Genomic DNA, 15,284 nt, shown 5'->3' with positions numbered 1-15,284 from the left:
ATTTAGGCTGGCTGTTTAACGCCTTTGTCCATCAGGTCACCCAAAGTAATCTCCTCATCATCTATAGGATAAACCTCGGTACCATGGTCAAATACATCAAGCCCGCCAACACCCAGTTCACCATGCTCTTCCACACGCAGTTTCCATGGATGTGGTAGCTTGTTGATGATATACATCATGGCAAAAGATACAATGAACACCGCTGCAGTAATAATGAAACTGCCAACCAATTGTGCCTGAAGCACTCCAAAACCGCCACCATACAGTAAACCTGTAACAGGAGCAGTATTATCGGCACCTGTTGGTGTAGTAAAACCATACTGGCCGGATGCGAATAAACCTAATGACAAAGTTCCCCAGATACCGTTGATACCGTGTACCGAGAATGCACCAACAGGATCGTCGATACGGAACCACTCAATTAAATAGATACCGCCAACTACAATTAAGCCGGCAATACCGCCAAGCATAATAGAGCCGAATGGGCTAACCCAGTAACAAGGGCAGGTAATAGCAACCAAGCCGGCAAGGAAACCGTTCACGGTGAAGGCCAAATCGAACTTACCTTTTGTTTTACCCCACCATAAAGCGGCAAGCATAGCGGTGAAACCGCCGGCGCAGGCTGCTAAAGTAGTGTTGGTAGCTACGCGACCAATACCTTGCACGTCCATAGCGTTTAAGGTACTGCCCGGGTTAAAGCCATACCAGCCAAACCACAGGATAAAACCACCCACGGCGGCTATCAGTAAGTTATGGCCGGCGGGTAGGCCGCCTTTTTCTTTATTATCGCGTGCAAATATGCGGCCTAAGCGTGGCCCCAAAACTATTGCGCCGGCCAATGATGCAACACCACCTATAGTATGCACTACGGTTGATCCTGCAAAGTCGCGGAATGGCTGGCCCAATAATTTTGCGAACACGCCCGATGTACCCATGGTAGCCAGGAAACCGTCAGGTCCCCAGGCCCAGTGGCCGATGATTGGGTATATAAAGCCTGTGATACCTATCGAGTACAGGATATCGCCGCGGAAACTTGTGCGGCCTATCATAGCACCGGATACGATAGTAGAGCAGGTATCGGCAAATGCAAACTGGAAGATCCAGTGCGCCAATACCGGTACACCGTAAGCCAGGTAGGTATCAGGTATGTTTTGTAAAAAGAACCAGGTTTTACCGTCGGCGCCGCCCCAGCCAATAAAGCCGTTGCCCTGGCCAAACATAAAGGCATAACCAATAGCATAGAATAAGATACCGCAAAGGCAGGTATCAAAAATACATTCCATTAAAACGTTAACGGTTTCCCTTTTGCGGGCGAAACCAGCCTCAAGCATTACAAAGCCTGCCTGCATGCCAAATACAAGGAAAGCGGCAACTAAGGTCCAAACGGTGTTGATGGTGTTGATCATCGATGTTTCGTGCGCAGTGTAGGTGTCTGCAGCATGGGCCGGTGTACCAAAAAAGTTTGGCAGCACCATCATCGCCATTACAACCAGGAACAAGCCGGTTAGTTTCCCGATGAAAATGGTAGCGCCGAGCTGCCATTTTTCCTTCGACAGCTGCCGGAAGGAGTCCAGCAGGCTGATTTTTGTAGAATTACTCTTCATTTGTTGTTAATTAAGTGGATTGATATGTTAAAAAAAGTCTTTTTAGCAAATGGGGGTTGAAATCGCTATTAAACACAACAATTAGTAATTAAAGCCAATCGATTAGGTATTAATTATTAATATTTTATGAAAATATGAATGAATTTCAATAAAAACAAATCATAAATAAGATATTTTCAATAAACAGTACCAAAAATTCAATTATTAACATACAAAAACAGGTAAATAATTTTCAAAAGAAGAAATTAGAGAATTAAAAATTGTGATTTTATAAAATACAGACCTATTACAGTCCACTTTTTTGCATTTTTGATAATATTAACAAAGATTTAAACATTTTTTAATGCAAAGCGTATGCTATGCACGCATAAAATCAATAAAAAAAGATGCTTTTTGGAGGAATTTTATAGATTAAGGAAGGAAATACGAAATAAATAGCCGATAGCTACGATGTGCGAGCTAAAAAACAAATACAATAGCAATTGAGTGAAATAAAAATAGTCAACCCATAAAATTAACACGATTGCTCCCTGATTAGCGGGATAATGCTGTCGGGATTACTTAACACCCGCCACGCCGGCCTCAGCCAGCGATCTTCGCAAACCATCATTCAACTTTAAGTAGTTTTCTAAAGCAGCCTTAAAGCGAAAGTACCGCTGCTTCTCGAACAGGGCCAGTTTTGGTTTTACATCATCCAGCAATTCTACCGCTTCGGCGAGGTACCGCTGCAGTTGTTCTGTTTCTTTAACATTTTCCATAACGGGGTAATTCATACCCGAAGGTAAGCGTTATAGTGTTATTTTACTAATTTTTTTAGTAAAATATATCGTCTATTACTAAAAAGCATCAACTATTTTAACCCCAAATACACTAAGTGTTTCACTTTACATGCGGGACACTTGAAACAGTGAAACACCTTTAATATTGATTATCAAAACTTTACATTTTTTAGTGGGACACTTTGGGACATCCCTGTTATTTAGATAATTCTCATAAACTGCTTACTATAAATAAATTATTAAAAATACTAAAAATCATAAAAAAATATCGGCTGGGACAGTTTGGGACGGGCCATGATACACTTTGAAGGTATTTGCTCTATTAAAGACCTCCGCATCTTATCATTACTTCGCTTTTAACATGCTCTCCTTAGCTACCAGCGCATCCAGCTTTGGGTGTAACGAGTAACTTTGGCTGGGGCCGGGGCTGTTATTATCAACTATCTTACCGGCGGCATCTATTATATAATAATGCGGAATGCCATTTATATTGTAGGCTTTGCATACGGGGTTTTTGTTCCAACCCCGGGCAATAAGATTTACGCCATGCAGTCCCAGTTTTGCAAGGCTGGCCTTCCATTCCGGCTCATCACTATCCACACATATATTAATAAAAACGATGTTTTTGTCCTTATACTTTTCGTGCAGGGCGGGCACATGGTTTTTAATATCATATATACAGGGGCCGCAGCCTACTCCCCAAAAATCAAGATAAACCACTTTACCGCGAAACTCGCTTAAAGATACCAACTTCCCGTTTTCATCCTTTAAAGTGAAGCCGGGCGCAGGTGTACCCGGTTTCAGCCGCTGGATATTTGCATAGAACTTCTTTAACGTATCGGCATAAAACGGCGTTTGCACTTTTGTTATAAAGTCGCGGTACACGGCGCTTGCATCATCAAAATCATAGTACTCAAAGCTAAACATGATCGACGACGTGATGCAAAAATCCCTAACCTCCGCAATTTGCAGGCTCGCCAGCATGGTATAGTAATCTTTCCAGGCGATTGACCTTGGCACCTCCTTATCCCCCGAAGCCATAGACCACGATTTAAAAGGCTTTTGAAACCTTACATAATCAAAAATAAAATTGCGGTATTCATAACTATTACGGTACCAATCGGCCGACTCCTGGGTGTAAGTTTCAGAATTGTTAAAAACGCTGAACATTTTTGTTTTATCAGATGGCTTTTGGTAAAAAAGCGGGTACTTGTCAAGCAGCTTTAGGTTATACATCACCTTAACGTTTCTGAAATAGATATCGGTGAGGTACTTATCCGTATTGACAGTTAATGGCCCTCCTAACAGGATATCCACCTCCTTGTTAAAGAAACCGTTCACTAAAGCATACCTCGCAGAATCCGGTGCTTTCTGATAAAGCTTTTTCTGTTGCTCAGATGTGCTTACCAGGTACGCACGGGCCGCCGTTAAGGTTTTGATCTCCGCATTGAGCAGCGTATCGGGCGAAGAAACCTGGAGGGTGTGATCAGCATCCTTAGCATCATACCTCACTAAAATGGTATCACCCTTTTTCAGCTTAAGTTGCAGTCCGTTACCCTGGCGTAAAAATATCTCCAGCTCATTCAGGGGTCTGCTAAACCGCTTTACAAAATCACCGTTCTTATCCACTGGCACTGACAGTGTTTCAAATTTAAGATACGATACCTCGCTGTAATCCCACATATCTTCGGTATGGTTATCAATATGGCCCTTAACAACCGCGTAAGCAGGTTCGATAATGGGCAGCGTTTTTTTATTTTGCGCAGCAAGGTTCAGGCTTATCAACGAAGCCAAAAGCAGGGTGTAATATTTCATTTTGTTGTGATAGATAGATAAATGGCAGGCTGCTCGGTTTAGCGGAGGCAGCATTTACTAAGTACCGCTAATTTACAGAAATATGTAATGGAGAAAGTTGTTATTCAGATGGATTTTTCGATGGGGGAACAAACAAGATAACGATTGAGTTAGATTCCCTTAAAGAGATTTTTTTTTAAACCCTACTATAAACCGGAGGTTTACTTTTACTCCGCTGTATCAGCCCCCTTGCTTCCAGATCCAGTTTAACCGTTTCGCCATACCAATGGGCATTACCCGTAAAATGGCCGTTAACCCGTTGATAGAGCGCCTCCATAAGCTGCGTATGGCTTAAGTCGCCGTCCTTCAAAACTTCCAATATGGCGGCCTTGATAGTCTCGTATTTTTCCAGGGAAATAACCTTATTGGTTTTGCCGGCATCGGGGTGCAGGGTTTGGGTGGTGGGTTCTTTCATGGTGCTTTACTATATTCAATAGTACAGAAAGTTTATCAATTAATTGGAGGTTTTAAGAATCAGATAAAAAGCTAAATCCGAAATCGAAAATCCGAAATTCGAAATCGAACATAACCGTACACCCCGCTGTATCACTACAGGACAGCGAACGCTATATAATTTACACAATTAAATGAAAATCAATTACTTAAAAGCATGGCATTCCTTTTGACGCCTTTACCTTATAATTGGTGCCATCATGAGAAATAACCGGCCATTGATCAGGCGTACCTTTCGCCAGGAACGCTTCGATATCCTTATCAAAAAACAACGTAACGGCAACGCCACCTTTAACGACCTTACCGAACTGGACGACATTGTAAACCGCGACCCCGAGATCCGCGAAAGCATCCTCGAAGAAATGCACGAGCATGAGCATCCCACCGAAGGGCCAAAGCAGGAAGAGATAGTGATAGTAGAAACGACTAAACCGCCGGGCCTGCTGCAGCAGTTGAAGTTATTTATTAACCGGTTGTTTATGGTTGAGGCGAATGGCCTTAAAGCTGTTTTACTGGGCTGAAAACAGGATTTCTTTAAGCTTAATACCTTGGTGGCATAAGCTTAAAGAAGATGATGTTTATTTTTCGGGAGGTGTTGAGGTGATCTCTCCAAATTCATTTACGTAGGCCATCATGCTGTCCAGGTCGGTACTGCCGGGGTTATCCTTGCGTTCCTGTTTGCGGTATGCCTTGTCTTCCTTTTTTTTCTGGCGATTTTTTTCCAGTTGTTTTTTCATAAAAGTTGCTTGCGATTTCGCCATATGGGTATGTGGATTTGTTAATAATAATTAATTTTAAGGGAATAAAAAAGCATCTGCTTTACAGCAGATGCTCACGATTAAATTTTATAGTATTTTGTTAAACTACTTTTACATTTACCGCTGTTAGGCCTTTTTTGCCTTCTTCTACATCAAACGTAACGCTATCGTTTTCGCGGATCTCATCGATCAGGCCGGTTGAGTGAACAAAAACATCGCTTCTGTTATCACTCTGTGAAATAAATCCAAAGCCTTTTGTGACGTTGAAAAACTTTACAGTTCCTTCTTTTGACATTATAATATTGTTTTTAATAAGCGTGCAAGGTAGTCATTATATACCACAATATTTTAAAAATTAAACTTTCACTTCAATTTAATTAAAAAACTTGCTCATTTTCAATAAATAAAGGGTACATTTAAACAATTCCACAATTACATTTTTAAAACATCTGCTGCGTTTCATGGCGAGGCAGGTATTCATTTCAACAAATTACACACCCATATATCATGAGCAAAGACAAGAAACAGGTTAAAGAAACCAAGAAAGAAAAAAGCCTCAACGTAAACAAAAAAGTATCTTCTTATCAATCAGGCAAATCCACCTCATCTGCCGATCTTACCTCCAAGAAAAAATAATCTCCTGATGGACGAAAAAACAATAGAAAATCAAACCCGCCTGTACCTGTACGACCTGATGAACACCGCCAAAGAGCACGGTTTTAAAGCTGATGATGTTTGGGAGTTTAGCCTTGTTGGCGATATAGAAAAATTGCGCTTACAGAAAGCATATCATCCTACCATAGCAACCAAAATGTTGCCCGAGGCTGTTTTAGAAGTGTTTCACCAGATAAAATCGAGGCTGAACCAATCTTTCACCAAAGACGAGCAATCGCTTGATAAACGCACCGTAGTTACCGATAACCTGAACTACCTGGTTGCCTACAATTTAAAAAGACCCCGCACTTAGCAGCGTCTTGAGTCAAAAGTCTTAAGTCAAGAATTAACACACCGGCTTAAGACTTTCGACTTTATTCTTACGCCTCCGGCTCATCCAAATAACTTTTACTTACCTCATTATCTGCCCCTGGCTGGCGGCGTTTGCCATAGAACTTGGTTTCGCTGAAATGGTCGTGGTCGTAAAAATCGGTACCCAGCATTACATTGGCTTCCGGGCTTACAAATACATTGCGGATCTGTGCTTCGGTATCGGCATCTATCACTCTTCCCCTTTCGTATAGCGGTAAAGCTAAGATCTGGGCTTTGGTAATATCGGGTATAATAACGTTATCCTCTTCTTCGTGCAGTTCGGCAACACCTATGGGTACCAACACGCGGCCATCTTCCAGGTCGAGGTCGTTATTTTCCATGTGCAAAATAACGTACCGCACCTTACGCGATTGCGGGTTGAAAAGCAATTCATCCACCTCGCCTATTTTATTATTGTCAGAGTCGCGCACATCCCAGCCCTGTATGTCCGGCTGCCCGTCTGCTATCTCGAAATCGCTTTCGCTCAACTCTTCCAGTTTGCTGTAATCGTTATCTTCTGAAGCCATATCGCTATCATTTAAGGTTGAATATTCCATTTAGTTTTTTGTTGTATCTGCCGGGAACGCCACAATTTCCACGCTCCGGTTTTGCTGCCTGCCGCTTTCAGTTCCGTTGGTGGCTATCGGTTTAGCCTCGCCAACCGAGTGTACCGAGATCATCGCTTCGGCAAAACCACCCTTACTGATCAGCCAATCCTTAACGGCGTTGGCCCTTTGCGCACCCAGGATGCGGTTGGTTGATGAGGCGCCTGTGCTATCGGTACGGCCATAAACTCCAATCGCCGCGTTGTTAAACCTTTTATGCAGCGATGCCGATATCAGCTGCAACCGGCCATCGGCGCTGCCCTGTAAGGCGCTCTGATTTTCGGCAAAAAGGATATTCTCGCCCAGGCCATATATGGTATATTTATCCCCACCGCGTACCACAATAGCGGTATCGGTAATTTCATCATAGGTTGATCTTGGTAATTCAAAATCCACCGCTTCCCAATCGGGCTGCGTAACAGCTATTTTTGTAGATGTATTATTGGTATCCACGCGGGTGGAGTCCGAATCGGTGGTTTTTAAAGCCTGGGGCTGGTAACTGCGGTTGCATCCGCGCCACAGCATAAATATTACACCCAGTATCACCAAAAGTATAACGATCCATATCCAAAACGGGGTACGTTGTTTGGGCTGTACATCCAGTTGCGCCATAATTTAAAATAAGGTTTGCTTAAATCTCTTTATACCAAAGCATCAGAAGAGTATTTGGTTTTAAAATAATAGCACAAATTCTACTAATAGATTAATTTTCGCGCTTTGTGAAATTCCTGTTACCATATCGTAAACCAATGGCTATTATTTATCTTAGCCTGTATGAAAACTACCAACACCCTGTTGCACTTCCTCGGTGCAAAAAACATCACAAAACTGCTGGTTATCCCGGCGCTTTTTGCGGCCGGTACAGCGTCGGCACAAACAAAAGACCCGGTTGTAGATAACATTGTAAAAGAAGAGACTGAAAACTCGCAGCTGGTACCGCTTGCGCAACAACTGTTTGATGGTATTGGCCCACGCCTGGTGGGCACGCCGCAAATGGAAAAAGCAGGGCAATGGGCGCTGGAAAAATATAAAGGCTGGGGCATTACCGCACGGTACGAAAAATGGGGCGACTGGCGCGGCTGGGAACGCGGCGTATCGCACATTGATATGGTTACCCCACGTGTAAAATCATTGGAAGGTACACAACTGGCCTGGAGCCCGGGCATGAAAAAAGCCGTTACTGCCGAAACCATCATCCTGCCGGAATTTGCCGACTCGATAGCCTTCCAAAAATGGCTGCCTGCGGTGAAGGGTAAATTTGTAATGATATCTATGCTGCAGCCAACAGGCCGGCCCGATTATAACTGGACGGAATTTGCCACCAAGGAATCTTTCGACAAAATGAAAGCCGACCGCACCGCGCAAACCGATGCCTGGCGCAAACGCATCAGCAACACCGGTTTAACTGCGCGTACCTTACCCTCTGCTTTGGAAAAGGCCGGTGCGGCAGGTGTTATTACGTCCAACTGGTCCGCTGGTTTTGGGGTTGATAAGATCTTCGGTGCTTACACAAAAAAAACACCTACCGTTGATATAGCGCTGGAAGATTATGGTATGCTATACCGCCTAACCGAAAGCGGCAGCAAACCAACCATCAAAATACAAACCGAATCTAAAGAGCTTGGCGCTGTGCCAACCTTTAACATTGTTGGCGAAATAAAAGGTACCGAAAAACCTGATGAGTATGTAATGCTTTCGGCCCACTTCGATTCGTGGGACGGCGGCCAGGGCGCTACCGATAATGGCACCGGCACCTTAACCATGATGGAAGCCATGCGCATCCTTAAAAAAGTATACCCTAACCCAAAACGCACCATTTTAGTTGGCCATTGGGGCAGTGAAGAGCAGGGCCTGAACGGTTCCCGCGCTTTTGTGGAGGATCACCCGGAAATTGTGGCCAACCTGCAGGTATTGTTTAACCAGGATAACGGCACCGGCCGTGTGGTGAATATCAGTGGCCAGGGGTTTTTAAACAGTTACGATTATATTGGCCGCTGGCTGAGCAAAGTACCGGCAAACATCCGCGAGCAGATCACTACCAATTTCCCGGGCGCACCGGGCGGCGGCGGTTCTGATTTTGCATCCTTTGTGGCTGTTGGTGCACCCGGCTTTTCGCTAAGCTCTAACAGCTGGAGCTATGGCAATTACACCTGGCATACCAACCGCGACACATATGATAAAGTAGTATTTGACGATGTAAAAAACAACGCCATGCTAACCGCCATACTGGTTTACATGGCCTGCGAAGACCCTGCTAAAACATCACGCGATAAAGCCGTGCTGGGCATTAACCCGCGCACCGGCGAGCAAAACAAATGGCCGGCACAAACCAAGGCCAACAGGCATGGTGGGTTTGAATAAGCAAGCCGTTAATACGCTCGTAGAGTTGACTCACCGCGACGACCCGCTTGCGCGGGCGTCGACCCTCTCTATCTGCGATAAAGAGGGTGAGGAAGTACATACAAAGCCACTGACATTCTTCATTAGGGAGCTTTTGCCTTCTCACCCTCTTTCCGCTTGCGGAGAGAGGGTGAGAAGGCAGCGAAGCGAACCCGGGGTGAGTCAAATGGCCTTTCAATACTGAGTATTTAATTCCCCAAAAATAGCGATGGGTTTAAAACCCGTCGTTATTTTATTTAAGCAGCACAGCCTCACCGCTGTGCTTTTTTTATTTACAATTAAGGTAATTACCTATAGCTTATGGCTATATTAATCATTGCTTAAAACAGCGGCATTTGCTTAACTTGGCAAACCTTTTGCCCTATGTTACGTACATTAGGCATATTTGAAAAATAAATTAATGAAGAGATTATTAATTATTCTGTTTTTGTTGCCGGTTTATTGCATAGCCCAAACCGCTACCGATTACATAACCAGCGGCAACACAAAAGCAAATATGAAGGATTATAAGGAAGCCATAGCCGACTTTAACCGCTCCATTCAAATGAACCCCGGCGTGGCAAGGGCATACCTGTACCGCGCCAATGCCAAAGGTAACATTGGCGATTACACCGGCGCCGTGGCCGATTTCACCAAAGCGCTGGAACTGGACCCGCGCTTGCTGGATGCCTGGCATTACCGGGCCAATGCCAAAAGCAATTTAAAGGATTACGCAGGCAGCGTTGCCGATTTTAATAAAGCTATAGCCCTAAATCCGCAAAAGGGAGAACTATACAAGTACCGCGCGGTGGCTAAAGCTAACCTGCACGATGATAAAGGGGCGATAGTTGATTTTGACATTGCCGAAAAGCTTTTACCGGGTGATGCGGATCTGATCTATTACCGGGCAAATTCCAAGGGGAATCTTGGCAATTACAAAGCTGCCGTCATTGATTTTGATGCCGCCATTAAAGCAGAACCAAATAATTCTGAAGCCTGGTTTTACCGCGGCAACGCCAAAGTAAATTTAAGGGATTACAAAGGCGCCATGGCAGATTACCGCAGGGTAGTAACCCTTAACCCCCAAATGCCCGAACTTTACCATTATTTGGCCTCTGCCGCCAGCAATGCCGACGATGATAAGGGAGCCATTGAGTTTTTTGACAAAGCCATTGAGCAAAGCCCTAAAAAAGCCGAACTATACCTGGGCCGCGCTATTTCCAAAAACAACATGAATGACCGGGATGGCGCCCTTGAAGATCTCGGTACAGCCATTAGCCTCAACCCAAAATACGATGAAGCCTACCAAAACCGGGCCGATGTTAAGGTAAATATGAAAAACTTTACCGGCGCTGTTGCCGATGCTGACACCGCTATCCGCATTAATCCTAAGAACGCTTATGGGTATATGTCGCGGGCTAAGGCTAAGATAGAGTTGAACGATACGGTTGGTTCGCTTGCTGACTTTGCCACTACCATTAAAATAGAACCTAAAGCTACCTACGCCTACGTGGGCAGTGGGGATATCAAGGCGGCTCAGCACGATTATGCGGCCGCTATAGCGCTTTACAACAGGTCGCTAACGCTGGATCCGCGCAACCCTTACGCGCTGCTGCATCTGGCACGGATAAAAATGAAGAACGGCGATGTGGAAGGTAGCCTGGCCGATTATAAAGCCGCCATCGAATCGACACCGCAAAATAACGACCTGTATATAGATTATGGCAAAGCGCTCATTGCTTCCGGCCGGTATACCGCAGCTATAAAAGTATTTGATGATGCCATTGTAATAAACCCAAAGAACGTAAACTTCTACAGTTATCGTGGTGTTGCCAAAAGCAAATTGGACGACCTGGCAGGCGCCATGGCCGACCACGACCTGGCTATAAAACTGGCTCCCTCCTCTTCGGACGCATTCATTAACCGGGGCAATAGCCTGGTGGCTTTAAAAAAGTACGACGAGGCTTTAACCGATATCAATAAAGGCATCTCGCTAAACGAAACCAACGATGAAGCCTATCTTGCCCGTGCAGATCTTAAACTGGTTAAACAGGAATATTTAGGTGCGGTATACGATTATATCAACGTGCTGCTGCTCAACCAAAATAACGTAAAGGCTTATACCGGCCGCGCAATTGCCGAAAGCTTTACAGGCGATACCATTGCCATGAAAAAAGACTTCGCGACCGCCCTTAAACTGGAACCCAAAAGCACAACCGTATTAATGGCCCGCGCAACAGCCCGCATGAATTTGAAGAACTGGGCGGCAGCGTTAACCGATTTAAACGCAGTTATTCTGACAGATCCCAAAAACGCGACAGCCTACCTTAATCGCGGCATCATCAAAGCCCAGCGCGGAGAGAAAACAGCAGGTTGCGCCGATATTAACAAAGCGGTAACCCTTGGTTTAAAAGAAGCGGGTGATAAACTGGCGATGTATTGTAAATAATTTTTTGATTACACCGATTTTATTCTGTGATTTCACCGATTTTTTTGCTTTGTTACCTGACTGGTTGCATCCTTTTTAACTGCAAACTGCCTACTGAGAACTGCAAACTACCTCTAAATATTCCCTTTCTTCAGCTCATCCGCAGCAAAATTCGCGGCGCGGGCGGTGAGGGCCATATAGGTTAGGGATGGGTTTTGGCAGGCGGCGGAGGTCATGCAGGCTCCATCGGTAACAAAAACGTTCATTGCATCCCAAACCTGATTATTTTTATTCAATACCGAGGTCTTGGGATCGTGGCCCATGCGGGCGGTGCCCATCTCGTGGATGCCATCGCCAACATTATGCCCCCTGTCGTGCGTCTCAATATTTTTAACGCCCGCAATTTCCAGCATGGCTTTTGCCTCATTTACGATATCGATGCGCATCTTTTTTTCGTTATCCTTTATCTCGGCATCCATGGAAAGGATGGGTAAGCCCCACTTATCTTTCCGCTCCTTATCAAGGGTTATTTTATTCTCATGATACGGCAACAGCTCGCCAAATCCGCTCAGGCCCATCTGCCAGGCTCCGGGCTCAGATAACGCCTCTTTGTATTTTGCACCGATGTTAAGTTCGGCAATTTCGCGGCTCCAGCCCTGCCGGCTCGCTCCTCCCTGGTAGCCAAAACCACGCAGGTAATCGCGTTTATCGCCAAACAGGTTGGCAAAACGTGCCAGATAAATGCCATTAGCGCGGCGGCCATAAAAGTATTTATCCTCGTAGCCTTCCATCACCCCGCTTGCACCAAGGTTGTAATGATGATCCATAATATTATGGCCCAGTTCGCCGCTGCTGCTGCCCAGCCCATCGGGCCAGATCTCTGTTGCCGAATTCATCAGCACCCAGGCGCTGTTTAAAGCCGAGGCGTTTACAAACACCACTTTGGCATAAAACTCGTATGTTTTGTTAGTCTCGGCATCCAGCACCTCTACCCCTTTGGCCCGCTTGCTGTCCTTATCGTATAGTATTTTAGTAACAATCGATTGCGGCCTAACGGTTAAATTGCCCGTTGCCAAAGCTGCCGGCAAAGTAGATGATTGCGTACTGAAATAGCCGCCAAAAGGGCAACCCTCCCAGCAACGGTTACGGAACTGGCACTTGGTACGCCCGGGGATAGCCGCCGTTAAATTAGCCACCCGGCCAATGACCATGTGGCGGCCAAACTTCTTTTTAATACTGGCTGCAACATCCCTCTCTACCCAATTCATATCCATAGGCGGCAAAAAATGTCCATCAGGCAGTTGCGGCAAGCCTTCCAGCGAGCCACTGATGCCGGCAAATTTTTCGGCATGAGTATACCAGGGGGCAAGGTCTTTATAACGGATGGGCCAGTCTATCGCCCAGCCATCCTTTGCGTTCGCTTCAAAATCCAGGTCGCTCCAGCGGTAGCTTTGCCTGCCCCATAGTATGGATCTTCCGCCCAGTTGATACGATCGCCACCAGTTAAACGGCTTTACTTCGGCATAAGGGGCTTCCTGCTCATCAACCCAGTAATCCATAACGGCTTCCTGCGCACCCCAATTGCGCGATATGGCGGGTCGGTGGTGTCGCTGTGCCTGGGTAACATTCCCACGATGCTCAAATTCCCAGGGGGCTTTGTTAGCCGTTTTATAATCTTTTATGTGTTCGAAGTTGCGCCCGCGCTCCAGCATAATGGTTTTTAAACCACGTTCGGTAAGTTCTTTTGCGGCCCAGCCGCCGCTGATGCCCGATCCTATTACAATAGCATCGTAGGTATTATTGGCCGTAGCCTTTCCATTAATATTTGGCGCGTCTATCAACATAAATTTTTAGCGTTAAGCCGGGTGCCGGCGGTGATAATTGATAAACAATTTTATTGATTAATAATTGCAATTGCAAACGATTGCTTAAAAGAGGTTAGAGGTTAGAGGTTAGAGGTTAGAGGTTAGAGGTTAGAGGTTAGAGGTTAGAGGTTAGAGGTTAGAGGTTAGAGGTTAGAGGTTAGAGGTTAGAGGTTAGAGGTTAGAGGGAAATGCAGAATAAGACACCTTGTTTTGAATTCTGAAAATTTCTTTAATTTCTTAAAATTCGAGTTCGGACAAATTTGGGCGATGCCTTCGGCTCGGGCTATGCGCTCATACTGCACAGGCATTAGCCACAGGCCGGTATCCGCTCCTATCCCTATCGCAGGTTCTGAACCGCTGATTTTAATGATTAAATGATTGCGCTGAATGTTTAAACAATGATTGTCTTGATTTGAATCACTTGATTAATCCTCAAAATCAGCGTCATCCTAAAATCAGGAAAATCAAGGTTCAGAAAAAAATCCTGTCAAATCCGTTAATCCATAATCCTGTTAAATTACCCTATGGCAACAACTTTCCCCGTGCAAAGCTTTATTTTTGCTTCATGTTAAAGATAAGCGCCCTTTACATATATCCCATAAAATCCTTAGGCGGAATAGCACTCGATACCGCCGTCCTTACCGATCGCGGCCTGCAGCACGACCGCCGCTGGATGCTGATAGATGCCGATAACCGCTTCCTTTCGCAACGCGAGAATGCGCAAATGGCACTGCTTAAAACCGCATTGAGCGATGACGGTGTGGTAGTTAGCTATACACCCGATAGCAGCTGCGTTACCATTCCATTTTTACCGCAAAGCGAAGAAATGCTGGATGTTACTGTATGGGATGATACCTGCCGCGCCCAATTGGTGAGCAATGATATGGATGAATGGTTTTCGGAGAAATTAGGTTTGCCTTCCCGCCTGGTTTATATGCCTGATGATAGCCTCCGCCAAACAGATCCAAGGTATACCAACGAAGGCAACATCAACTCCTTTTCGGATGCCTACCCCATGCTCATCATCGGCCAGGCCTCGCTGGATGATTTGAACACCCGCCTGCCGGAGGCCCTGCCCATGAACCGCTTCCGCCCCAATATTGTATTTACGGGTGGCGAAGCTTACAGCGAGGATACTATGAAACACATTCATGTGAACGGAATAGACATGCATGGTGTAAAACTCTGCGCCCGCTGCGTGATGACCACAATTGACCAAGACAGTGCAAAAAAAGGCAGAGAACCCCTAAAAACGCTGGCTAAATACCGGTTAAAAAACAATAAAATCTATTTCGGGCAGAATTTGGTGCACGCCAATGAGGGAATCTTAAATGTGGGCGCGGCGATAAGGGTTTTGGAAGTGCATGAGGAGGAGAGGTTTTTTATAAAGCCGGTGGAAATAATTTAGCGTGTTCACCCCATCGTCATTGCTGTAAAGGTTAGATAATTCGGTAACAGATTAGCTTTACGTAACAAAGCTAAAAAGTTATGCGCATCAACACGAATGACCTAACACTGAAACGTAATTATTTG

The 15,284-nt window shown here is 45.2% G+C and carries 15 protein-coding genes; 6 read left to right on the top strand and 9 right to left on the bottom strand.

The features are described from left to right. Positions 1 to 2: 2 nt before the first annotated feature. The 4 genes from IDJ77_RS25810 to IDJ77_RS25795 all read right to left on the bottom strand — a co-directional run bounded on the left by IDJ77_RS25810 (position 3) and on the right by IDJ77_RS25795 (position 4,652). The gene (locus IDJ77_RS25810) at positions 3 to 1,604 is read right to left on the bottom strand and encodes an ammonium transporter (RefSeq protein ID WP_191191886.1); all 1,602 of its coding nucleotides are present in this window, start codon (positions 1,602 to 1,604) and stop codon (positions 3 to 5) included. Positions 1,605 to 2,161: 557 nt separating this feature from the next. Beyond that, positions 2,162 to 2,362: a hypothetical protein gene (locus tag IDJ77_RS25805; protein WP_191191885.1), complete on the bottom strand. Its 201-nt coding sequence runs from the start codon at positions 2,360 to 2,362 to the stop codon at positions 2,162 to 2,164. A 366-nt stretch (positions 2,363 to 2,728) separates the two neighbouring features. Further along, positions 2,729 to 4,198: a TlpA family protein disulfide reductase gene (locus tag IDJ77_RS25800; protein ID WP_191191884.1), complete on the bottom strand. Its 1,470-nt coding sequence runs from the start codon at positions 4,196 to 4,198 to the stop codon at positions 2,729 to 2,731. 175 nt (positions 4,199 to 4,373) lie between these two features. Beyond that, positions 4,374 to 4,652 carry a DUF6958 family protein gene (locus IDJ77_RS25795; protein WP_191191883.1) on the bottom strand — a complete coding sequence of 93 codons (279 nt, stop codon included), beginning with the start codon at positions 4,650 to 4,652 and terminating at the stop codon, positions 4,374 to 4,376. A 238-nt stretch (positions 4,653 to 4,890) separates the two neighbouring features. Here IDJ77_RS25795 and IDJ77_RS25790 point away from each other — a divergent pair, with 238 nt between their 5' ends. After that, entirely contained in the window at positions 4,891 to 5,211 is a 321-nt protein-coding gene (locus IDJ77_RS25790; RefSeq protein ID WP_191191882.1) for a hypothetical protein, read from the top strand. A 57-nt stretch (positions 5,212 to 5,268) separates the two neighbouring features. Here IDJ77_RS25790 and IDJ77_RS25785 read toward each other — a convergent pair whose 3' ends face one another. Next, a complete protein-coding gene (locus IDJ77_RS25785) occupies positions 5,269 to 5,451 on the bottom strand; it encodes a hypothetical protein (RefSeq protein WP_191191881.1) in 183 nt (60 codons plus the stop codon). Positions 5,452 to 5,548: 97 nt separating this feature from the next. Continuing rightward, positions 5,549 to 5,743 (bottom strand): cold-shock protein, encoded by a 195-nt coding sequence (locus IDJ77_RS25780; RefSeq protein WP_128533579.1) that lies wholly within the window; start codon positions 5,741 to 5,743, stop codon positions 5,549 to 5,551. Between the two features lie 212 nt (positions 5,744 to 5,955). On the opposite strand from IDJ77_RS25780, the gene IDJ77_RS27905 reads away from it, so the two are divergent. Together IDJ77_RS27905 and IDJ77_RS25775 are read left to right on the top strand one after the other, a co-directional pair. Continuing rightward, the gene (locus IDJ77_RS27905) at positions 5,956 to 6,084 is read left to right on the top strand and encodes a hypothetical protein (RefSeq protein ID WP_262708165.1); all 129 of its coding nucleotides are present in this window, start codon (positions 5,956 to 5,958) and stop codon (positions 6,082 to 6,084) included. Between the two features lie 7 nt (positions 6,085 to 6,091). Then, positions 6,092 to 6,415, top strand: a complete 324-nt coding sequence (locus IDJ77_RS25775) for a hypothetical protein (RefSeq protein ID WP_191191880.1) — start codon at positions 6,092 to 6,094, stop codon at positions 6,413 to 6,415. 67 nt (positions 6,416 to 6,482) lie between these two features. Here IDJ77_RS25775 and IDJ77_RS25770 read toward each other — a convergent pair whose 3' ends face one another. Together IDJ77_RS25770 and IDJ77_RS25765 are read right to left on the bottom strand one after the other, a co-directional pair. Then, positions 6,483 to 7,031, bottom strand: a complete 549-nt coding sequence (locus IDJ77_RS25770) for a PRC-barrel domain-containing protein (RefSeq protein WP_191191879.1) — start codon at positions 7,029 to 7,031, stop codon at positions 6,483 to 6,485. Further along, positions 7,032 to 7,691 carry an OmpA family protein gene (locus IDJ77_RS25765; protein ID WP_191191878.1) on the bottom strand — a complete coding sequence of 220 codons (660 nt, stop codon included), beginning with the start codon at positions 7,689 to 7,691 and terminating at the stop codon, positions 7,032 to 7,034. It abuts the gene before it with no gap. 162 nt (positions 7,692 to 7,853) lie between these two features. On the opposite strand from IDJ77_RS25765, the gene IDJ77_RS25760 reads away from it, so the two are divergent. Beyond that, positions 7,854 to 9,440, top strand: a complete 1,587-nt coding sequence (locus IDJ77_RS25760; protein ID WP_191191877.1) for a M20/M25/M40 family metallo-hydrolase — start codon at positions 7,854 to 7,856, stop codon at positions 9,438 to 9,440. 439 nt (positions 9,441 to 9,879) lie between these two features. After that, complete coding sequence (locus tag IDJ77_RS25755; protein WP_191191876.1) at positions 9,880 to 11,907, top strand: tetratricopeptide repeat protein; 2,028 nt, start codon at positions 9,880 to 9,882, stop codon at positions 11,905 to 11,907. Positions 11,908 to 12,020: 113 nt separating this feature from the next. Here IDJ77_RS25755 and IDJ77_RS25750 read toward each other — a convergent pair whose 3' ends face one another. After that, positions 12,021 to 13,730, bottom strand: coding sequence for a GMC oxidoreductase (locus IDJ77_RS25750; protein ID WP_191191875.1), 1,710 nt, complete (start codon positions 13,728 to 13,730; stop codon positions 12,021 to 12,023). Positions 13,731 to 14,316: 586 nt separating this feature from the next. Between IDJ77_RS25750 and IDJ77_RS25745 the strand changes: the two genes are divergently transcribed. Continuing rightward, positions 14,317 to 15,159: an MOSC domain-containing protein gene (locus IDJ77_RS25745; protein ID WP_191191874.1), complete on the top strand. Its 843-nt coding sequence runs from the start codon at positions 14,317 to 14,319 to the stop codon at positions 15,157 to 15,159. Positions 15,160 to 15,284 lie beyond the last annotated feature (125 nt).

The organism is Mucilaginibacter pankratovii (assembly GCF_014773265.1).
Classification (GTDB): Bacteria; Bacteroidota; Bacteroidia; order Sphingobacteriales; family Sphingobacteriaceae; genus Mucilaginibacter; species Mucilaginibacter pankratovii.
This window is presented reverse-complemented; position numbering and strand designations above follow the sequence as displayed.